Raw genomic sequence first — 21,475 nt, 5'->3', positions numbered from 1 at the left:
GGTCAGCGTTCGATGCGCGGCTGGGCGGTCGAGGACGGCGGGGGCGACGTCGTGCCGACCGCCCAGTAGCCGTCCGAGCCCGGCACCGTCGCGAGGGCGTTCATGACGACGGGGGTCGTGGCCAGCGGCCCCCGCTCGCTCACCCAGGCCGTGCCGTCCCACCGCAGGTAGTGGGCCCGGGTCTGGTCCCAGAAGTCCCAGCCCGCGATGCGGTCGGGGCGGCCCTGCGCGTCGCCCACGATGCCGGTCAGCACTCCCACGCCGAACGGTGCCGTGACGTACTCCCAGCCGGTGCCGTCCCCGTGCAGCAGTCGGACGCCGGGGGGCTTGCCGGGCGGGCCGCCGATGCCGTAGTCGTAGCCGGTCATCCAGATGTCGTCGCGGGCGGCCGGAAGCAGCCCGGTGAAGCCGGCACGGACACCGCCGGGCGCCGGCAGCACGGTCCAGGCCGCTCCGTCCCAGCGGGCGACCAGCTCACTGCCGTAGACCCAGACGTCGCCGCAGGGCGCGCGGTGGATGCCGTAGGGCGGGATGGTGGTCGTGGCCGGGGGCGCCTCCAGCCAGGTCCACTTGCCCCGGTGGCCGTGCAACAGCACCGAGCCGTCGCTGTTCCGGCCGGAGACCCAGACGTGCCCCCGGGGTCCGGTCGTGACGGCGGCGAGGGACGTGCCGGGCGCCCCGCGCCCGGGGAATTCGGCCTCCCGCCACGTCGGTCCGTCCCAGGCGAGCAGCCGGGCGGTGCCGGAGGTGTCGGTGCCGACGGCCCAGGCGCGGCCGTCGGACGCGGCGGCGACGGAGCCCAGATGGCCCCCGAAGCCGGCGCCGGGCCCGGTGCGCTTCCAGACCGTGCCGTCCCACACCAGCGCCAGCGCCGTCCCCTGGCCATGGCCGATGCGGCCCTCCTCGCCCACGGCCCAGGCGAGGTCCGGACCCGCTGCCGCCACGTCGAGCAACTGCGCGGCCGGGGCGGCCTGCGGGGAGGGGACGGCCTGCCACTCGCGGGCCTCACCCAGGAGACCGGGAGCCGCCCAGGCCGTTCCGCCCCGCATCGAGGCGAGCCCGAGCCCGGCCCCGACCAATCCGCCTAATCCACCGATGAAACGCCGTCTTCGCACGAGGTTCCCCTCCCTGTCGGCAGCCCTGAAAGGCCAACACGGTGGCCCAGCCTGCCGGAGAAGGCAATGCACGGGGACGGCTCGATCCGGTCACACCGGCTGTCCGGTCACACCGGTTTGACCGGCACCCCTCCGGCGGCGGCGCCCAGCAGCGTCAGGCGCACGTCCCCCGGCCCCGACGGTGTGGTCCCGTCCGACAACACCGCCAACGCAAGTGTGTTGGCACCACGTGTGCGCAGGATCCCGTTCGGCAGCACGAACGTGTGCTGCGGCCCTACGTCGTTGATGTACTGGCCCATGTTCCAGCCGTTGAGGAAGATCTGGACGCGGTAGGCCCGCTTCGGGTCGTCGTCGAGGACGAGTCCGACGGAGGCGTCGACGCCCGGGTCGACGTCCAGCCGGAAGTCCGTCCGGTACCAGGTGACGCCCTGCCGCCGCTCGGCACGCGGCAGTTCGGCGTCCTTCCAGTCCCCGTCGTCGTACTCCGGGAGATGCCAGCCCTCGCGCTCCCCGTACAGCCCGCCGTTGTTCATCGGCCCGCGCACGGGGTCGGGCGTCGACGCGCCCTGGATCCGCCAGCGCACCTTCGGGGAGGCGCCCTCGAAGGTGACGGCGGTCAGTCCGCGCGCGGCCTTGTGGGTGTCGAGCGCCTTGCCGTCCATGTCGTGCTGCATCCGCCGGACGAGCACGGACAGGACATGCCGCTCACCACTTTCGCGACGGTCCTCACGGAACCGCTTCCGCAGTTCCTCCGGCAGGGCGAAGCCGGCCTCGGCCGTCCAAGTGCCCTGCCGCGCCCGGTCCTTGTCCGGCACCGGCATCCGGTGCGTGCCCAGCGGCTCGCCGTCCAGCCAGGCCATCAGCAGGCCCTGCGTGCCCGTGCTGTAGGCGAGGGACACGGCCTCGACGCCGCCCTCGCCGGTCCACTCGCCCCGGTACCAGACGTCGCCGTAGTGGAAGCCGTAGTCGTCGGCGAACAGGACGGGCCGCCCGTCGGGCACGGGCGTCGTGCTGAACGACGTCTTCTTGTCGGCCGCCGTCCAGCCGGAGTCGTCGAAGCCGGGCTCGGCCTCCGGGTTCTCGGTCCGCCGCCGCCAGCCGTCGAGGGCTGGCAGGGCCGGCCGGGGCACGCCGGGCAGCGGCCGCAACGCCAGCAGACTGCCGGAGGCGCTGATCCGGGTGGGCACCGGACGCCCGTTCCATGTGACATGGGTGATCCCGGGCGGCCCCCACACCTCCAGGCCGGTCTCGCCGGTGGTGTCGCCGGTGAGGTGGGCCGTGGAGCCGCGCAGGGTGGCCGAGCGCAGCAGCGCCGGGCCGTAGACGAGGAGCGGGCCGGACGGCGTCTCGTACGGCCACAGCCGCAGGGCCGTCGCGTCGTCGGCGAACAGCAGCAGCATCGGCGTGTCCACACCGTCGCCCTCGACCCGCACCCGGCTCAGCCCGCCGGCGCCGAGCGGCGCGGTGACGTTGAGCTTGCCGAGGTTCCAGGACCACGCGGGCTCCGCGTCCAGCCGCATGGGCGTCGGCTCGTCCGCGCAGTCCAGTACGACCTGCGCCAGATCGCCCCGCCGGCCCGCGAACACCGCGATCTCCTGGCGCCCGGCGGTCAGGCTCAGCATGGGCTGCACGGTGGCGTGCACCAGCGTCCGCTTCCCGAGCTTCAGCCCGGCGGCGATCAGCTTGGCGTCCCGCGCCGGAACCGTGACCGGCACGTCGATCCCGGCGTCCGGCAGCGTCGAGGTGACCGCCTCGTCGGAGTCGTTGCGCAGGACGTAGAAGTGGGCGCCGGTGTCGGGGTTGGCCAGGTGGTAGACCTTGATCCGCTCGTCGGCGGCCCGTACGGCCTTCGCCCGGTTCAGCTTGGCGAGGTCGGGCACGTGCCGCAGCAACTGCCCGATCTGGTGCATCGGGGCGAGCTTCGGGGTGGCGTTGCGGGCCTCGTCGAAGGCCGCGCCGTAGTCGTACGACGTGTAGACGACCGGCGCGGGCAGCCAGCCCCAGGAGGTGCCGCCGTACGTCATGTAGACGTTGTGCAGCGTGATGCCGTTGGCGAGGTTGGTGAGGTAGAAGCGCCGCTCGTACGCCGCGTCCCGGGTCCGGCGCGACTCGGCGTACCCCTTGCCGTCGAACCAGGACCCGCCCCACGGGTCGAACCAGCCCCCGCCGAACTCGGGCACGAACCCGGGCGTGCGCGGACTGGCCGTGGCCCCGCCCTTCGCCCCGCCGGTCCCGAAGTGCCCCCAGTCGGGCGGCACCTGGTCCGGCTCCGGATACCCGTCGAACCCGTACAGCCAGCGCCCCTTCTCACCGCCGGTGCCGAACGACCCGGGCGCCCAGTACCCGTTGCGCCCCTTGTCGTTGTGGAACAGCGGCACGTCGATGCCGTCGGCGCGGACCTTCTCGTACAGGTACGACATGTAGGCGCGCCCGGTCGGTTCGTCGACGTGCGCGTCGTACTCGTTCTCGATCTGGTACAGCAGGACCGTGCCCGTGCCCCGGGTGAAGAGGCGCTTCGCGACGATGGCGTTGACGGCCGACAGCCACTCGTCGACGTACCGCAGATACGTCGGGTCGGAGGTCCGGGCCGTGCCCTCGGTCGCGGTCAGCCAGCCGGGGAAGCCGCCGGCGTCGACCTCCGCGTTGATGTACGGGCCGGGCCGCAGGATCACGTACAGACCGGTCTCGGCGGCCATGCGCAGGAACAGGTCCAGGTCGCGCACACCGGTGAAGTCGTACCGGCCGGGAGCGGCGGAGTGGTAGTTCCAGGCGACGTACACGCTGACGGCGTTGTAGCCGTGCGCACGCATCTTCTCCAGCATGTCCCGCCACAGGGACGGGCTCGGCAGCCGGAAGGGGTGCAGCTCGCCCGACCAGAGCACCAGGCGGCGGCCGTCGACCAGCAGCGAGTACCGGTCGAAGCCGACCTCGTGCCGCCGGCCGTCCGCGCTCGGCACCGGTGGCGGCGGGCCCGTGGGCACGCTCCGTGCCGTGTTGGCGGAGGTCGGCGACCCGCTGCCGGTCAGCGCGAAGCCGAGCGCGGCCGTGCCGGCGAGAGCGTGGAAGGTACGCCTGCTGAGCTCCAAGGGAGCGCCTCCTGTTGTGCTGCCGTGCCATACGTGGTGCTTACGTGGTGCTGGTGCCTCATTGTCCACAGGCCGACCGCGACAATGGCCGTATGAGGATCTCGGCACGTGCGGACTACGCGGTACGAGCGGTCGTGGAGCTGGCCGTCCGGCAGGGCGAAGGACCGGTCAAGGCGGAGGCCGTCGCCACCGCGCAGGACATTCCCCACAAGTTCCTGGAAGGGATCCTCGGCGATCTGCGGCGCGGCGGTGTCGTCGACAGCCGGCGCGGCGGGAGCGGCGGTTACCGGCTGGCCCGGCAGGCCGCTCAGATCACGGTCGCGGACGTGATCCGGGCCGTGGACGGACCGATCGTCTCGGTGCGCGGCGAGCGCCCGACCGGCCTCGCCTACACGGGCACCGCCGAGCCGTTGCTGCCGCTGTGGATCGCCCTGCGGGCCAATGTGCGCAGGATCCTGGAGGGCGTGACGATCGCCGACCTCGCGGCCGGCGCGCTGCCCGAGCCGGTGGAGCGGCTGGCGGCGGAACCGGCGGCCTGGGAGAACCCGTGACGGGCCGCGTCCGCGGGGGAGCCGGTGGGTGATCCTCATCGCGTCCTCGGGGTGTTCTGGTCTGACGCACTGGCAACGCACCTTATGCGTCCGCGGGTACTGCTGGTGTCGACGGGGCCCGCGTGGACGAGGCCCCGCGCCCCTTCTCCTGGTGTGATCCCGCCATTGTGAATGGCCGGAGACCGCCCTGGCCGACCCCTTCCGCCCTGCGTACGATGCGACCGCTCCCGGCCTTCACAGCTCCTCCATGGAATGGTCACAGGCCGGGCGTGCATGCGCTGTCGTCTTGACATGCTCATGCCTACTCCATGCTCCACCCCCCACGAACGGATGGGAGAACCATGGCCGGTGGCCTGCTTCTGAGCGGCGCGATCGCCGCGCTCCTCACCAGCGCACTCCCCGCACAATCCCCGTCCTCCGGGTTCGTCGACCCGCCCCCGGACAAGATCGTCATCAAGGTCGCCACGGTGAACGGCTCGGGCTGTCCGCAGGGCACGGCAGCGGTCGCCGTCTCCGAGGACAACACGGCGTTCACGGTCACCTACAGCGACTACCTCGCTCAGGCCGGCGGAGGCTCCGACCCGACCGCGTTCCGCAGAAACTGCCAGCTCAGCCTGATCGTCCACGTGCCTCAGGGATTCACGTACGCCATCGCCAGCGCCGACTACCGGGGCTTCGCCTCACTCCAGCGCGGCGCGAGCGGCTCCCAGCGAGCCTCGTACTACTTCCAGGGCTCGCCCAGCACGGTGTCCAGGAACCACCCCTTCAGCGGCCCGTACAACGACAACTGGCAGGCCACCGACGAGACGGACTGGGCCCAACTGGTCTACGCACCCTGCGGAGTCCAGCGCAACTTCAACATCAACACCGAACTCCGGGTCAACGCCGGTACGCAGTCGGCCGACAAGGTCAGCTTCATGACGATGGACTCGACGGACGGGGACATCAGCACGGTGTACCACATGGCGTGGAAGGAGTGCCCGGAGTCCTGACGGGACGAGGGGTGGCCGGCCGGCCTGGCGGGCCACCCTGGGCTCCGGGAGCCTCAGCTGCGGTGGCCTGTGTCGGCCCCGGCCAGCGCCGTACCGAGAAGCACGTATGCGGTGAGGGCCAGGACCGGTAAGTGCCCGCCCGCGCGGTCGATGTCGTCGGTGAAGTACCCGGACAACCCCAGCCAGACGAACCCACCGACGGCCACCAGCACGGTGTTGCCGGTCTCCCTCATCACCCGCATGCCGGCCCACAGCAGAAGGGGCATGAGAATCCATGAAGCGGCCGTGGTGAGCAGGAACTCGAAGGCGCCGGCCCACACATCGTCTTCGCTCGCCACCGCGCTTTCGCGTGCCCCCGCGAAGCCGGCGTACATGAGGGAGTGGCAGGCCGCGGTGGAGACGGCGACGGTGACGGCGCCTTTGACGAATCGTACGTACCGCATGGCGGGAATCCTCGCTCTTCGCAGGCGGATGGGCCCCGGCACAGGTGCGTGGGGCCACTGCCGAGATCTTCGTGATGCGGCGGTCTCGCAGGCGCGGGATCCCAGGCTCTGCGGGCGTGGCCGGCGGAGTGGTCAGTTCGGGGCCTGCGGCGTGAGTGCCGCCGCGGTGGCCTTTGCGAAAGCTTCCGGGTTGTCCAGCATGACGTTGTGGCCGCAGTCGGGGATGGGGACGACCGACACCCCCGCCTCGGTGAGGGCGTCTGTGCCCGGGAGCGGGCCGTCCGCCTCGGGGAACAGGAAGGTGCGGGGGATCTTCAGGTCCAGGAGGAGTTCGCGCATGGTGGGGGTCGTGCCGCGGGTGAGGTGGTACGCGCTGCGGTGGAGGGCCTCGCGGCCGGCCAGACGCATGGTGGACCACCAGTGGGTGCCGGCCCGGTCGCGGACCTCCTCCCATCCGTCCGCCAGGAACTCCTGCTCCGAGTAGGCGGCGATGCCGCTGCTGCCCGGCGCGCCCGGCCTGCGCGGGATCGGGTCCAGGTTGGCGTCGATGAGCACCAGCCGGGAGACCAGGTGGGGGTGGCGGGCGGCCAGGACGATCGCGACCGAGCCGCCCATGCTGTGGGCGATCAGCTCGGCGCCCGAGACGCCCGCGGAGCTCAGGGCACCGGCGAGCGCGTCGGCGTGGGACTCCAGTGTGTAGTCGAAGCCTGTCGGGCGGTCGCTGATGCCGTGGCCCAGGAGGTCGATCAGCAGTGAACGGCGTCCGGCCAGCCGGGGATCGACCGCGACTCGGGTGAAGTAGGCGGGCGATGTGGCGCCCAGCCCGTGCACGTAGACGCGCGGCGGTTCCTGCCCCGGCAGTTCGACCCAGCGGATCTGATCACCACCGGGCGTTACGGCGACACTGCGCACTGTCTGCTCTCCTGCGGTCATGATGACGGGAGAGACGAGAGTAGCTACCCGTGATGGATCCGCCATGGAGTTCTTCTGTTATCACCGCGATCGACCCGGCTCCCTGCCCTTGCGTGAGGGGCTGGGGGAAGCGCACTGGTGCCTAACTGGGCCTATATGGACCATTACGCCGCGGAGTTGATCGCCCGTGGACCCGCCTTCGGCGGTGACGGGGAAACGCCCACCGGCAGCGTGCGCATCGTCGACCTGCCGGATGCCGCCGCGGCTCGCGCGTTCGCCTTCGACGAGCCCAACCACCAGGCCGGTGTGTACCGGGACGTGCTGCTGCGGCGCTGGCGCAACCTGCTGGGCCGCACCATGTGGGACTTCCCCGGCGGCCCGACGGCCGGCAACCGCTACCTCGTCCCCGGGCTGGGCCCGGACCCGGCGGCCGGCATCGACACACCGCCCGACTCGGACGACCGGATCGCCTACGGTCCCCTGCTGTCCGACGACGGCTCCGTCTGGCTGGGCACGGCAGCGCTGGTCCGGGCCCGGACGGGGAGACGGTGTGCGGTGTTCTGACGCGAGGGCGGTATGCCGACGTCGAGGTGCATGCGTGGGAGTTCGGGGGGGGGGGGGGGGATGACGAGCAGCCCGGGTCGCTGGCCATCGACTGAAGGCCGGTGAGTCGGGCCGCACCGTGTTGACCGCGTACTGGGGCAGCGACGTGATCCTCGTCGTGATCGTCTCGTTGGAGAGCTGGCCGGTGTGGCGTTCCTGGCGGGGATTTCCTTCCGGCGTGTTCTCTGGCAGTCAGCCCGCTTCAGTGAACCGGTGGCGGCAGGCGCCGATGCCTCCATAGCGTTGGGTACATGACCGACCACCGGATCGAACTGGCCGATGCTGTACAGGCGGTACGGGACGAGCTGATATCTGCGGCGGGCCGCTCGTCCGGACATGATCTGACCTTCGAAGTGGGCGACATCGAGCTGGAGTTCAGCGTCGAGCTGCGCAAGGAGGGCAGGGGCGGCATGAAGGTGAAGGCGTGGGTGGTGGAGGCCGGGACGGACGGCGGTGTCAGCAGCGCCCGCACCCACCGAGTGGCGGTCACCCTCAAGGCGCTGAACTCCCGTACCGGGCAGCCGTGGAAGGTGCGGAACGAGAGCCGGGGGAGCATCGGGAGGTTCGGCGGAGGTGATGACGGGCGGTGATCGGGGGCAAGGCCCTGAACAGGGCTGTCGTGGTGTGGGGCAACGGGCAGGGGAGCGGCGTGCTGCTCAACCGGCGGAACGTGCTCACGGCGTGGCACGTGGTGGAGTCCACCGAGTCGCTCTCGGTGATCCATCCCTCGTCGGGTGAGCCGGTGCACTGCCGGCTCGGCTGGGCGGACACGACACTCGACGTGGCGGTGCTGGCCGCGCAGACGGACGTGATCAGCGCCGAGCTCGCCGCACCCCTGGGCCGCCTCAGGCTGGGCCGAGTCGGCACCCATGTCCCGCTGTCACACTGCGACATCGTGGGTTTCCCGCAGATCCAGCGCTACGGAGAGCACGGTGAGGACCTGGAGTGCGACCAGTACCGCGTGAGCGTGCTGCCGATGGCCGGACGGATGAGGGGGCTCCTCACCTGCGAACTCGATCAGCCGGCAGCCGAGGAGCGGGGAGACGGCCTCACACCCCTGCGGGGACTGTCGGGTGCTCCGGTCTTCGCCGGCCCCGCGTTGATCGGCGTGGTGACCCAGGTGCCTCAGGGCCGTCACCACCTCAGGATCGAAGCAGTGCCGATGACGGACGTCATCGAACGACACGGGCTGGCGTTCCCGCGCACCTGGCTGGAGGAGATCACCGAAGTCCACCCCCAGGACGAGCACTTCGAGGCCCGATACGCGCAGGACCTGAGCTGCCAGTACCGCAAGACGGAGATCTTCGGCATCGAGGAACTGGGGCGCAGCGAATCGCGTTGGGACCTTGACACCGCCTATCTGAGCCTGAGAGCCGAGGCCGCCGCGCACGCTTACTCGAGGGACGACTTCTTCGACTCGCTCCTGGACTCCCGGTATTACACACTGGCGCCGAGCAGCGCCCAGCGCATCGAGACCCTGCTGACCAACCGGCCTCGCGCCCTGCTGCGCGGCGAAGCGGGTGCCGGCAAGACGACCCTCGTGTGGTGGCTCGCCGCCCATGCAGCGAGCGGCACCCTGAGCGACGAACTCGCCGAACTCAACGGCCTCATCCCCTTCGTCGTCCCGCTGCGCGAGGTGCACGCCCGCGGTGGACGCTTCCCCGTGGTGTCGGAGCTCCTCTCCGCCGGACGGGTCATCACGGACGGTCAGCCCGACGGCTGGGCCCGCCGGGTGCTGGAGGCGCGGCGCGGTTTTCTCTTGGTGGACGGTCTGGACGAGGTCCCGGCGCCGGAGCGGGAGGAGGCCCGACGGTGGCTGTGTGCCCTCCTCGACCGCTACCCCGGCACGCGGTGCCTGGCGACCGTGCGTCCCAACGCCGTCGACAAGCAGTGGCTCAGCGGCGACGGCTTCGACGAGCTGACCCTCCTGCCCATGAGCGACGACGACATCCGCGCCTTCGTGCACGCCTGGCACAACGCCGCCCGCCTCGAATACGACCACCTCTACGCCGGTCGAGGCGGCAGCGAGGAACGCGAACTCCTCACCTCGCTGGAAGAGGACCTGGTGCATCAGCTGGAGCGCAACACCGCGCTGCGCGACCTCGCCCGCACCCCGCTGCTGTGTGCGGTGATCTGCGCCCTGCACCGGCGCCGCCGCGGTCTGCTGCCCACCACCCGCTGGCAGCTCTACCGGGCCGCTCTCGCCATGCTCCTCGGTGGCCGGGACGCGGGTCGGGGCGTCCTCAACGCCGATCACGTCCGACTCGACTCCGACGAGCAGCACGCGCTGCTCCAGCGTCTGGCCATCTGGCTGGTGCGGACCGGGCAGCAGCAGATGACGTATGCGCAGGCCGTCCACCAACTGGACCAGGCGGTGCGGGACATGCCGCACATCCAGGAGCAGGGATCGCCCGAGGGGATCCTGCGCTTCCTGCTCGATCGAAGCGGACTCCTCCAGGAACGGACGGAAGAAGCGATCCAGTTCATCCACCGTACGTTCCAGGACTTCCTGGCGGCCAAGGAGTTCCACGAGAGCGGCTACCTGCCGGAACTTCACGAGCATGCCCACAGCGAAGCCTGGCAGGACGTGATCGAGCTGGCGGCGGGGCATGCGGCACGTCCGGACGCCCGCCATCTCATCAGCACTCTGCTGGGCCTCGGGGACGCCGCCGAGCACCGTAGGGACCGGCATCGTCTCCACGTACTGGCGGCGCGGTGCGCGATCAACGTCCAATCGCTGAACGCCGGCTTGATGGAGATGGTGAAGAACCGGGTGGACGCCCTCATGCCGCCACGGGACCGCGAGGAGATCGAGGAACTCGCGGGTCTGGGCGACTGGGTCGTGGGGCTGCTGCCGGACGCGGAGCAGCTGCGCGACCGCGTGGCCCTGAACACGGTGCGCCTGCTCGCCCGGGTACGCAGCGCGAAGGCGCGCCAGAAGCTGAGGCAGTGCGCGTCGCACCCGGATCCCCTCGTCCGCAGCGAGGTCGCGAGGGCCTGGACCTTCCACCAACTGGAGGAGTACGTCAGCGAAGTCCTGGACGGGGCCCACCTGCCCGATCTGCTGGTCGACGAGCATGCGCAACTCGTACGACTGTCTCGTCTGGGATCCGTCACCAGGCTTGTGCTGAGGGGCGCGTGCTCATCAGCGGACTTGGACGCCCACCTCCCGGTGCGGCGCCTCGAATCGCTCGTGATCCGGGACAACGAGGTGATCGAGAGCCTGGAATTCCTTCAAAGCCGAGTGGATCTGAGGCGCCTCGAATTGGAGGAATGCCCATCCCTCCGGGATTACTCCGGGCTGCCGGACCTCCCCTTGACGGCGCTCAGGCTGACCGGAGCCCTCACGGGGGGCCTCGTCCGGCCGCATCCGGGCGTGCGGCACTTGGAGGTGGGAGCCGAAAGCATCGAACGGTTCGCCTACCGCCTGGAGGAATGGCCGAACCTGCGGGCGATGTCGGTCGAGGGGCACGTCAGCAGCCCGTACCGGCTTCTTGAGGCCGTGCGCCACGCGCCTCAGCTGACCCGGATCGGACTGGGGATCGACTCACTTCACGAACTGCAGTCCACGGACCCGCTCCCTCGCATCGAGCGACTGATGGTCACCGGCCTGCACAGCCTCACGCATATCGGGCAACTGGTCCGCGTCTTCCCCAACCTGAGAAGGCTGGCACTGGGGCTGGTGGCAGTCGGTGCCGCCCTCGATCTGAGGGGACTTCACGGCCTGCCCGACTTGCGTCTCGACCTCTGGGGTGATGTGCCGGACAAGAGCGCCATCGAGGGAGCGGAGATCTTCGGTGACCGACTCCGCATCGCGCCGACGAGCCAGCGAAACTGACCGGCGAGGAAGCTCCCCCCGGCGCTGGGGGAACGGCCCGCTGTGGTCGATCAGCCGCTCCGCCGAGACGACGCGGCCGGCCTCGTACAACAGCACCGCCAGGACGCGCCGTTGCTTCGCGTGCCCGATAGCCACCGGGACGGATGTTCAACGGATCTCCCCTGCCGGTCACAGTTGTTGCTGCGCGAACCATTGACGCGCAAGACGTTCGATTCTACGGTCCGTTCGAACTTGCGATCGCTGTTCGAAATGTCGATCAGCTGTCACCCCCACCGCAAGGAGGACCGTATGAGCCGCTCCATCCTGCGCAAGAGAACCGCCCTGCTCGCCCTCCCCGCCGCCGCACTGCTGGCCCTGATGCCGAGTGCGGCGTCCGCGTACCCCAACCCCGGCCGGGTCACCGGCGACATCGTCACCCACGACCCGTCGATGATCCGCACCTCGTCCGGCCAGTACCTGCTCTACGCCACCGGCGGCGGCATCGCCAGCAAGACGTCCGGTGACCGCACGGCCTTCCGGAACGGCGGTGACGCCTTCTCCAGCAGGCCGAGCTGGTGGCGGAACTACTCCTCCGTCCCCGAGGCCTGGGCGCCGGACATCTCGTACCACGGCGGCAAGTACCTGATGTACTACTCCGTCTCGAAGTTCGGCTCGAACACGTCCGCCATCGGCCTCGCGACCTCCAGCACCGGCCGGCCGGGCAGCTGGACCGATCAGGGCACGGTCTACACGTCGAACTCCTCCAGCGACTTCAACGCCATCGACCCGAACCTCTTCGTGAACGACGACGGCAAGTGGTGGCTGTCCTTCGGCAGTTGGTGGACCGGGATCAAGATGATCCAGATCAACCCGGCCACCGGGAAGCAGCTCTCCTCCAACACCACCCGCTACTCACTCGCCTCCCGCCCCACCGGCACCAAGGCCGTCGAGGCGCCCTTCATCGTCAAGCGGAACGGGTACTACTACCTCTTCGCCTCGTACGACACCTGCTGCAACGGCACCAGTTCGACGTACAAGGTCAAGGTCGGTCGCGCCTCCAGCATCACCGGGCCGTACCGCGACAAGAACGGCGTCGACATGAGGAACAACGGGGGCACGCCCGTCCTGGAGTCGCACGGCAGCATCATCGGCCCGGGCGGACAGTCGATCATGAACGACGCCGACGGCGACCTGATCGTCTACCACTACTACGACGGCAACGACAACGGCACGCCCAAGCTCGGCGTCAACCTCCTGAACTGGAGCAGCGGATGGCCCGTCGCCTACTGACCCTGCTGGCCGTCCTGCTGCTCGCCCTCAGTCTCGGCCAGCCCACCGCGAGCGCCGCCTCGTTCGCCAACCCGGTCAAGTCCGTCAAGGGCGCCGACCCCTGGATCTCGTACCACGACGGCAACTACTACCTGGTGACGACCAGCTGGACCGACGTCATCACCATCCGCAAGTCCGCCACCCTCGCCGGGCTCTCCACCGCGCCCAGCGTCCAGGTGTGGAAGGGCGACGCCGCTTCCCGGTGCTGCAACATCTGGGCACCCGAGCTGCACTTCGTCAACGGCCGCTGGTACCTGTACTACGTCGCCGGGCAGAACGTGTCGGACTACAACCCGACGCAGCGCAGCCATGTACTGGAGAGTGCCGGATCCGACCCCATGGGCCCCTACACCTACAAGGGGCAGCTCAACTCCGCCTGGATGCTGGACCCGAGCCTGATGAACGTGGGCGGCCGGCTGTACATGCTGGGCAGCGCGATCACGGGCGGGACGCAGAACCTCGTCATCGCGCCGATGTCCAACCCGTACACCGTCAGCGGCTCCTACTCGACGATCTCGACGCCGACGCACGCCTGGGAACGGCAGGGCGGCACCGTCAACGAGGGCGCGGAGGTGCTGCAGCGCGGTGGCCGGACCTTCCTGATCTACTCCGCGAGCGGCTGCTGGACGCCCGACTACAAACTCGGGCAACTGGAGCTGACCGGCTCCAACCCGCTGTCCGCCTCCTCCTGGACGAAGAAGTCCACGCCCGTCTTCCAGCGCAGTGACGCAAACGGGGTGTACGGGCCCGGCCACAACGGCTTCTTCACCTCACCCGACGGCCGCGAGAACTGGATCGTCTACCACGCCAACGACTCCGCCTCCGAGGGCTGCGACAACGGCCGCACGACCCGGGCCCAGAAGTTCACCTGGAACTCCGACGGCACCCCGAACTTCGGCACACCCGTCCGGCTCGGGGCGAGCATGCCAGGGCCGTCCGGCGAACCGGCGTCCGCCTCGACGACCTACACCGTCTCCAACCGCAACAGCGGCAAGTGCCTGGATGTCGCCGGCAGCTCGTCGGCCGACGGCGCGGGCGTCGTGCAGTACACCTGCAACGGCGGGACCAACCAGCGCTGGCGCCTGGAGGACCTGGGCGACGACACCCACAGGCTCGTGAACGTCGCCACCGGCAAGGTCCTCGACACCGCCGACTGCTCAACTGCCGACGGCGCCGACCTGCGCCAATGGTCCTGGCTGAACAACACCTGCCAGCGCTTCCAGTTCGTCGCCACGGACGCCGGCTACGTCCGCATCGTGAACAAGGCCACCGGCAAGGTGGCCGACGTGGCGAACTGCTCGACGGCGGACAGCGCGGACGTACGCCAGTGGTCGTGGCTCAACAACGCTTGCCAACAGTGGAGGTTGAACCCGGCTTAGTCCGACGTCCCTAGGGGCGCGGGGAACTGCGCGACAAGCCACAACGGACCCGCACCCGCCGGGCACGGAAACCAGCTACGGCGAGAAGGCGCTACCCGGCCTGCCCCATCCCCGCCGCGTTGGGCCAGGCCTGAGCCCCCGGCCATCCGGTAGCCGGCGCAGGCGACAACCCGTTCGTCCCCCTGACCTGCGCGGCGGTCAACCCACCCCGCGCGGGAACCCCCGGCGGGGTGGGCCCGGTAGCGGCCGGCACGGGAGCCGGCGCCGGAGCAGGGACCGGCGCCGGCGCCGGGTTCGGGAACGGCGCCTGTGCCACAGGCGCCAGCGGCGGCGCGGCCATGGGCTGCGGCGCCGGCTGCGGCACGGGATGGGGCGCGGGCTGAGGGACGGTCTGGGGCACAGACTGAGGCATCTGCTGCTGCCCCATCTGGCCAATCTGCCCCATCTGACCCTGTCCCACCTGTGTCAACTGCCCGACATGCCCCATCTGTCCAGCCTGCGCAGCCGCCGGCATCGGCATCCCACCCGCACCCGCCGCCCCGGCGGACCCGGCGGACGCGGCAGCGGGAAGCGGCACCCCGGTACCGGTGCCCGGGGCCGACGGCCCCGGACCACCCGCACCGACGGCCTGAGCGGCAAGCCCCCGCATACCGGACCCGTTGGTCTCGCTCACCAGACGGTCCACTGCCGCCGTACCCGAGCTGTAGCTGGTCCCGTTGCCCAGCTCGGATACGGCGGCTCCCCTCCTGGACGTCCCGTAGAGCACCTGTTCCAGGCCGGACACCAGGCGACGCACGTCCACCTGGGGGCGCACCACGAGACGCAGGAAGCGGCTGGACGAACCGATCTTGTTGCCGCACTCACGGACCAGGATCCGGTGCTCGGTGAGCATCCGGTCCCGGACCACGGTGCCCTCGGCGCCCACGGGGAGGCGCACGAAGAGGAAGTTGCCCTGCGACGGGTAGACCGTCAGCCCGGGCAGGGAGGACAGCTGGCTGGCCATGTCGAGGCGGTCGCGCCGCACCTGCTGCAGGCTCTGCGCGTACTCCGCGCCGTGCTCCTTGAGCATGAAGACGACATGCTCGGCGAAGGAGTTGAGGTTCCACTTCGGGAGCATCGACCGTACCCGCCCGGCGAGGGCCGGGTTGGCGACGAGGTAGCCGAAGCGGATGCCGTGCAGGCCGAAGTTCTTGCCGAGGCTGCGCAGCACGATGACGTTGGGCCGCAGCATCGCCTCCTGGACGACGGACGGTTCCGCCTCGGCGTCCGCGAACTCCAGGAACGACTCGTCGATGACGATCAGGTCGAGGTCGGCCATCGCGTCCATGAACTGGACGATGGCGTGCTTGTGCAGGAAGCCGCCGTCGGGGTTGTTGGGGTTGCAGATGACGGCGACGCGCGTGCCCCGCGCGCGGATGAACTCGGCGTACTGCGCGAGGTCGAGGGCGAAGCCGCTGGACTCCTGGAGCGGGAACATGTCGACCCGCTTGCCGGTCTCCATGGGCTGGTCGGTCCAGCGGCCGAAGGTGGGGACGGGGATGGCGAGGGACTCGCGGACGAGCAGGTGGTCGATCCAGGTGATGAGCTCGGTGGAGCCGTTGCCCATCGCCACGCACTGCGGCGGCAGCTGGAGCAGGCTGCACAGCTCGGCCGTGATGGTGTCGGCGCTGCTCGGGTAGTACGTGATGATGTCGCGCAGTCTGGCCGACATGTCGTCGAACATGGCCGGGGTGGGGAAGTACGGGTTGCAGGGGATGCAGAAGTCCACCGGCCCGGCGCCGTCGCCGCCCTCACGTGTCAACGCCGCCATCGACGGGCTGTGCGCCGCGGTGCTGCGGAACAGCGACGTGACGTTGTCGGCCATGGAACCTCCGTATAGGGCGGGTCCGTTGGGGACGGCCGGACCCGGCGTTTAAAGGCGGCCCGCGCGGGGGAGCGCGGGCCGCCCTTACATACGGAGGCTGCGGTGGTGCTGTTCAACCACTGAGGCTGCCCTCAGAAAATTGTGTGCCACCTGTGAAGACGGTCAGCAGCCGAACGTGTGGACCGTCGTCGTCCGGTACGTCTGCCCGGGCCGCAGCACCGTCGACGGGAACGACGGCTTGTTCGGCGAGTCCGGGAAGTGCTGCGTCTCCAGGCAGAGCGCGTCGCCCTGCCGGTAGGTGCGGTCGGACGGGCCGGTCAGCGTGCCGTCGAGGAAGTTGCCGGAGTAGAACTGCAGGCCCGGCTCGTTCGTGGCGATCTTCATCGTGCGGCCGGAGGCCGGGTCGCGCAGGGTCGCGATGTGCTCGGGGCGGGCGGTGATGCCCTTGTCGAGGACCCAGTTGTGGTCGAAGCCCTTGGCGGTCACCAGCTGCGGGTGCGAGACGCGGATGTCCCGGCCGATCGGTTTGGCCTTGCGGAAGTCGAAGGGGGTCCCCGCGACCTTGGCCAGCTCGCCCGTGGGGATCAGGCCCGAGTCGGTGGGCGTGTAGCGGGAGGCCGCGATCTGGAGCTCGTGGTCCTCGATCGTGCCGCTGCCCTCGCCGGCCAGGTTCCAGTAGACGTGGCTGGTGAGGTTGACGACGGTGGCCTTGTCCGTGGTGGCCTCGTAGTCGATGCGCCAGTCGCCGTGCCGGGTGAGCGTGTACGTCACCTTCGTCTTGAGCGTGCCCGGGTAGCCCATCTCGCCGTCGACGCTCGTGTAGTACAGGTACAGGCCGACGTCGGAGCCCTTGGTGAACGGCTCGATGTCCCACACGCGCTTGTCGAAGCCCTTGGCGCCGCCGTGCAGGCTCTGCTCGCCGTCGTTGACGGAGAGCTGGTAGTCCTTGCCGTCGAGGGTGAACTTGCCCTTGCCGATGCGGTTGCCGTAGCGGCCGATCAGGGCGCCGAAGTACGGGCTCTTGGCGACGTAGTCGTCGATGTTGTCGAAGCCCGCGGAGACGTTGGCGTAGCGGCCGCGGCGGTCGGGGATCTCCAGCGACTGGACGATGCCGCCGTAGGAGAGCACCTTCAGGCGGGTGCCGCCGTTCTCCAGGGACCAGCTGTAGATCTTGGTGCCGTCGGCTAGCTTGCCGAAGAGCGTCTTCACCGGCTTCCTGCCTCCCGTGGCGTGCGCCGTGCCGCCGAGCGTGGTGGCGGCTATGCCCGCCGCCGCGGCTCCCGCGATGACGGCGCGTCTGTTCAGTTCCATGTGTGCGGCTCCCCCATAAGGAGTGGGCCCCGCCCGCCGGCGGGGCCCAGGTGACTTACGAACCGACCTTGCGCTTGTTCCACACGTCGAACCCGACCGCCGCCAGGAGCACCAGGCCCTTGATGACCTGCTGCCAGTCGGTGCCGATGCCGACGAGGTTCATACCGTTGTTCAGCACGCCCAGGACCAGGCCACCGATGATCGCGCCGAGGACGGTGCCGACACCGCCGCTCATCGACGCGCCGCCGATGAACGAGGCCGCGATCGCCTCCAGCTCGAAGTTGAGGCCGGCCTTGGGAGAGGCCGCGTTGAAGCGGGCGGCGAAGACCAGACCCGCCAGGGCCGCGAGCATGCCCATGTTCAGGAAGACCAGGAAGGTGACCTTCTTGTCCTTCACACCCGACAGCTTGGCCGCCGGGAGGTTGCCGCCGATCGCGTAGATGTGGCGGCCGACGATCGCGTTGCGCATCACGTAGCCGAAGCCGACGAGCAGCACGCCCAGGACGAGCAGCACGATCGGGGCGCCCTTGTAGCTGGCCAGCAGCATGGTCAGCGTCAGCACGGCGGCGGAGATCGCGACCAGCTTCAGCAGGAACAGCTTGGTGGGCGGGACGTCGAGCGAGAACTCCTGCTGCCGCCTGCGGTCACGGACCTCCTGGAAGATCACCAAGGCGATCATCGCGAAGCCCAGCAGCAGCGTGAGGTTGTGGTAGTTGGTGCTCGGGCCGACCTCGGGCAGGAAGCCGTTGGCGGCCTTCTGGAGGCCCTCCGGGAACGGGCCGAGGGTCTGGCCCTCCAGGAAGATCTCGGTCAGACCGCGGAAGATCAGCATGCCCGCCAGGGTCACGATGAACGACGGTATGCCGCCGTACGCGATGAAGAACCCTTGGATGGCACCCGCGACCGCGCCCACGGCCAGGCACAGCACCACGGCGAGCGGCCAGGGAATGTCCTGTTTGACCATGAACACGGCGGCCATCGAGCCGACGAACGCCGTCAGCGAGCCGACCGACAGGTCGATGTGGCCCGCGATGATGACCAGCATCATGCCGATCGCGAGGATCAGGATGTAGCTGTTCTGGAGGACCAGGTTGGAGACGTTGCGCGGCAGCAGCAGGTCGCCGTCGGTCCACACGGCGAACAGCGCCACGATCAGGCCGAGCGCGATCAGCATGCCGTACTGGCGCATGTTGCGTCGCATGCCGTCCAGCACCAGCTGCAGGAGTCCGTCGCCGGTGGCCGCCCCTCCCTTGCCGGGCGGCGCGGGGGCCGGCGTCTTGGCGGTCACGTCCGTGCTCATCGGGTTACCTCTTTGTCCTTCGTCATCTGACGCATCAGCGATTCCTGTGAGGCCTCGGCCCGCGAGAACTCACCGGTCAGCCGCCCGGCGGCCATCGTGTAGATGCGGTCGCACATGCCGAGCAGTTCGGGCAGCTCGGAGGAGATGAAGACGACCGCCTTGCCCTGGGCGGCCAGCTGGTCGATGACCGTGTAGATCTCGTACTTGGCACCGACGTCGATACCGCGCGTCGGCTCGTCCAGGATCAGCACGTCCGGACCCGAGAAGATCCACTTGCTGAGGACGACCTTCTGCTGGTTGCCGCCGGACAGCTTGCCCACCGGCTCGAAGACGGTCGGCGCCTTGATGTTCATGGACTTGCGGAAGCCCTCGGCGACCTGCCGCTCCTCGTGCTCGTCGACCACTCCGCGCTTGGCGACCTTGCCCAGGGCGGTCAGCGAGATGTTCCGGTTGATGGTGTCGATGAGGTTGAGGCCGTAGTGCTTGCGGTCCTCGGTGACGTACGCGATCCCGTGCTTGACCGCCTCGGGGACGGACTTCGTACGGATCTCCGTGCCGTCCTTGAGGACCGTGCCGCCCGCGTACCGGCCGTACGTCCGCCCGAAGACGCTCATCGCGAGTTCGGTGCGGCCGGCGCCCATCAGGCCCGCGATGCCGACGATCTCGCCGCGCCGCACCGCCAGGGACACGTCGTCGACGACCTTGCGCTGCTGGTCGATCGGGTGGAACACGGTCCAGCCCCGGATCTCCAGGGCGGGTGCCACGCCCTCCTCGGGCTGGTGCGGCGACCGCTCCGGGAAGCGGTGCTCCAGGTCGCGGCCGACCATGCCGCTGATGATCCGGTCCTCGGTGGTCTCCGGGGCCTTCACATCGAGGGTCTCGATGGTCTGGCCGTCCCGGAGGATCGTCACCGAGTCGGCGACCTTGCGGATCTCGTTGAGCTTGTGGGAGATGATGATCGAGGTGATGCCCTGCTTCTTCAACTCCAGGATGAGATCCAGGAGTTTGTCGCTGTCCTCGTCGTTCAGGGCCGCGGTCGGCTCATCCAGGATGAGCAGCTTCACCTTCTTCGACAGGGCCTTGGCGATCTCCACGAGCTGCTGCTTGCCCACGCCGATGTCGGCGACGCGGGTGTCGGGGTGGTCGCTGAGCCCGACCCGCCGCAGCAGCTCGGTGGCGTGCCGCAGCGTCTCCCTCCAGTCGATGAACCCGCCCTTGGCGTGCTCGTTGCCGAGGAAGATGTTCTCCGCGAGGGAGAGGTACGGCGACAGCGCCAGCTCCTGGTGGATGATGACGATGCCGCGCTGCTCGCTCGCCCGGATGTCCTTGAACTCGCAGACCTCCCCCTCGAAGAGGATGTCCCCCTCGTAGGTGCCGTGCGGGTGGACGCCGGAGAGGACCTTCATCAGGGTCGACTTACCGGCGCCGTTCTCCCCGCAGATGGCGTGGACCTCGCCCTGCTGGACGGTCAGCGTGACGTCCGACAGCGCCTTGACGCCGGGAAAGGTCTTGACGATCGAGCGCATTTCCAGGACGGGTCCCGCCATGGTCGTGCCTTCCAATCAAAGTGTGCCGGCGGTTTTAGAGGTCGCTTGCCTTGATGTAGCCGGAGTCGACGACTTCCTTCTGGTAGTTGGTCTTGTCGACGGCGACCGGCTCGAGCAGGTAGGCCGGGACGACCTTCGAGCCGTTGTCGTAGGTCTTGGTGTCGTTGACCTCGGGCTTCTTGTCGTTCAGCAGCGCGTCGACCATGTTCGAGGCGACCTTGGCGAGCTGGCGGGTGTCCTTGTAGACGGTCATCGACTGCTGGTCGGCGATGATCGACTTCACCGAGGCGAGCTCGGCGTCCTGGCCGGTGACGATCGGCAGCGGCTTGCTCTTGGAGCCGTAGTCGTCCGACTTCAGCGCCGAGAGGATGCCGATGGAGATGCCGTCGTAGGGGGAGAGGACCGCGTCGACCCGGTCGCGCTTGTAGGCCGAGGTCAGGATGTCGTCCATGCGCTTCTGGGCGGTGCCGCCGTCCCAGCGCAGGGTGGTGACCTGGTTCAGCTTGGTCTGCTTGGAGCGGACGACGAGCTGCTTCTTGTTGATGTAGGGCTGCAGGACGTTCATCGCGCCCTGGAAGAAGTAGCGGGTGTTGTTGTCGTCGTTGGAGCCGGCGAACAGCTCGATGTTGAAGGGGCCCTTCTTGGAGCCGTCCTTCAGGCCGAGCTTCTCGACGATGTAGTTGCCCTGGAGCTCGCCGACCTTCTCGTTGTCGAAGGAGGCGTAGTAGTCGACGTTCGGCGAGCCGAGGATCAGGCGGTCGTAGGAGATGACCGGGATGTTCGCGTCCTTGGCCTGCTGGAGCACGTTGTTCATCGACTTGTTGTCGATGGCCGCGACGATCAGCGCCTTGACGCCCTGGGTGATCAGGTTCTCGATCTGCGAGACCTGCTGGTCCGGGTCGTCCTCGCCGTAGACCAGCTGGGTCTTGTAGCCCTTGGACTCCAGGTCCTTCTTGACGTTGTTGCCGTCGGCGATCCAGCGCTCGGAGGACTTGGTCGGCATCGCGATGCCGATGGTGCCGCCCTTGGCGCTGTCCCCGCTCTCCTCGCTGCCGCCCTCGCTGTTCTGGCCGCAGGCGGACAGGGTCAGGGCGAGGGACGCGGCTCCGGCTATGGCGGCGAGGGCGGCTCTGCGGTTACGCATGGTCATCATCCTTGATGTGTGTGCAGGGCTCGGTCTGAGGGTGCGAAGTCGCTCCGGGGGGTCGGGCCGGAAAAGACCGAGA

General features: G+C 69.3%; 15 protein-coding genes and 1 pseudogene. 7 read left to right on the top strand and 9 right to left on the bottom strand.

The features are described 5' to 3' along the window. Nucleotides 1-2 precede the first annotated feature (2 nt). Both PV963_RS14200 and PV963_RS14195 read right to left on the bottom strand, forming a co-directional pair. Nucleotides 3-1,049 (bottom strand): hypothetical protein, encoded by a 1,047-nt coding sequence (locus PV963_RS14200; protein WP_274816044.1) that lies wholly within the window; start codon nt 1,047-1,049, stop codon nt 3-5. Nucleotides 1,050-1,222: 173 nt separating this feature from the next. Further along, nucleotides 1,223-4,201 carry a glycoside hydrolase family 35 protein gene (locus PV963_RS14195; protein WP_274816043.1) on the bottom strand — a complete coding sequence of 993 codons (2,979 nt, stop codon included), beginning with the start codon at nt 4,199-4,201 and terminating at the stop codon, nt 1,223-1,225. 92 nt (nt 4,202-4,293) lie between these two features. Between PV963_RS14195 and PV963_RS14190 the strand changes: the two genes are divergently transcribed. Both PV963_RS14190 and PV963_RS14185 read left to right on the top strand, forming a co-directional pair. Beyond that, nucleotides 4,294-4,752, top strand: coding sequence for an RrF2 family transcriptional regulator (locus tag PV963_RS14190; protein ID WP_274816042.1), 459 nt, complete (start codon nt 4,294-4,296; stop codon nt 4,750-4,752). A gap of 341 nt (nt 4,753-5,093) precedes the next feature. After that, on the top strand, nt 5,094-5,744 hold the full coding sequence (locus PV963_RS14185) for a DUF4360 domain-containing protein (protein WP_274816041.1): 651 nt from the start codon (nt 5,094-5,096) through the stop codon (nt 5,742-5,744). A 53-nt stretch (nt 5,745-5,797) separates the two neighbouring features. On the opposite strand, the gene PV963_RS14180 is transcribed toward PV963_RS14185, so the two are convergent. Both PV963_RS14180 and PV963_RS14175 read right to left on the bottom strand, forming a co-directional pair. Beyond that, complete coding sequence (locus tag PV963_RS14180) at nt 5,798-6,187, bottom strand: hypothetical protein (RefSeq protein WP_274816040.1); 390 nt, start codon at nt 6,185-6,187, stop codon at nt 5,798-5,800. Between the two features lie 132 nt (nt 6,188-6,319). Then, the gene (locus tag PV963_RS14175) at nt 6,320-7,099 is read right to left on the bottom strand and encodes an alpha/beta fold hydrolase (protein WP_274816039.1); all 780 of its coding nucleotides are present in this window, start codon (nt 7,097-7,099) and stop codon (nt 6,320-6,322) included. Nucleotides 7,100-7,163: 64 nt separating this feature from the next. Here PV963_RS14175 and PV963_RS14170 point away from each other — a divergent pair. From PV963_RS14170 to PV963_RS14150, 5 genes and pseudogenes are all read left to right on the top strand, one after another. Then, nucleotides 7,164-7,758: pseudogene (locus tag PV963_RS14170) on the top strand (YciI family protein). A 195-nt stretch (nt 7,759-7,953) separates the two neighbouring features. Beyond that, nucleotides 7,954-8,292, top strand: a complete 339-nt coding sequence (locus tag PV963_RS14165) for a trypco2 family protein (RefSeq protein ID WP_274816038.1) — start codon at nt 7,954-7,956, stop codon at nt 8,290-8,292. After that, on the top strand, nt 8,289-11,540 hold the full coding sequence (locus PV963_RS14160; RefSeq protein WP_274816037.1) for an NACHT domain-containing protein: 3,252 nt from the start codon (nt 8,289-8,291) through the stop codon (nt 11,538-11,540). The genes PV963_RS14165 and PV963_RS14160 overlap by 4 nt, the downstream gene beginning before the upstream one ends. 288 nt (nt 11,541-11,828) lie before the next feature. Beyond that, entirely contained in the window at nt 11,829-12,809 is a 981-nt protein-coding gene (locus PV963_RS14155; protein ID WP_274816036.1) for an arabinan endo-1,5-alpha-L-arabinosidase, read from the top strand. Further along, nucleotides 12,791-14,227 carry a family 43 glycosylhydrolase gene (locus PV963_RS14150; protein ID WP_274816035.1) on the top strand — a complete coding sequence of 479 codons (1,437 nt, stop codon included), beginning with the start codon at nt 12,791-12,793 and terminating at the stop codon, nt 14,225-14,227. The genes PV963_RS14155 and PV963_RS14150 overlap by 19 nt, the downstream gene beginning before the upstream one ends. Nucleotides 14,228-14,318: 91 nt before the next feature. Here the strand turns inward: PV963_RS14150 and PV963_RS14145 are convergent, their stop codons facing one another. The 5 genes from PV963_RS14145 to chvE all read right to left on the bottom strand — a co-directional run bounded on the left by PV963_RS14145 (nt 14,319) and on the right by chvE (nt 21,393). Continuing rightward, nucleotides 14,319-16,091, bottom strand: a complete 1,773-nt coding sequence (locus PV963_RS14145; protein WP_274816034.1) for a pyridoxal phosphate-dependent aminotransferase — start codon at nt 16,089-16,091, stop codon at nt 14,319-14,321. 162 nt (nt 16,092-16,253) lie between these two features. Next, nucleotides 16,254-17,402: an aldose epimerase family protein gene (locus PV963_RS14140; protein WP_274816033.1), complete on the bottom strand. Its 1,149-nt coding sequence runs from the start codon at nt 17,400-17,402 to the stop codon at nt 16,254-16,256. A gap of 55 nt (nt 17,403-17,457) precedes the next feature. Continuing rightward, entirely contained in the window at nt 17,458-18,702 is a 1,245-nt protein-coding gene (gene mmsB / locus PV963_RS14135) for a multiple monosaccharide ABC transporter permease (protein ID WP_274816032.1), read from the bottom strand. Then, nucleotides 18,699-20,249, bottom strand: coding sequence for a multiple monosaccharide ABC transporter ATP-binding protein (mmsA, locus tag PV963_RS14130; protein ID WP_274816031.1), 1,551 nt, complete (start codon nt 20,247-20,249; stop codon nt 18,699-18,701). The genes mmsB and mmsA overlap by 4 nt, the downstream gene beginning before the upstream one ends. Nucleotides 20,250-20,283: 34 nt before the next feature. Beyond that, nucleotides 20,284-21,393, bottom strand: a complete 1,110-nt coding sequence (gene chvE, locus PV963_RS14125; RefSeq protein ID WP_425540894.1) for a multiple monosaccharide ABC transporter substrate-binding protein — start codon at nt 21,391-21,393, stop codon at nt 20,284-20,286. Nucleotides 21,394-21,475: the final 82 nt, after the last annotated feature.

The sequence above is a fragment of the Streptomyces coeruleorubidus genome (assembly GCF_028885415.1).
GTDB classification, from domain to species: Bacteria; Actinomycetota; Actinomycetes; order Streptomycetales; family Streptomycetaceae; genus Streptomyces; species Streptomyces coeruleorubidus_A.
The sequence above is the reverse complement of the archived record's forward strand: the minus strand, read 5'-3'. Positions and strand labels throughout refer to the sequence as shown.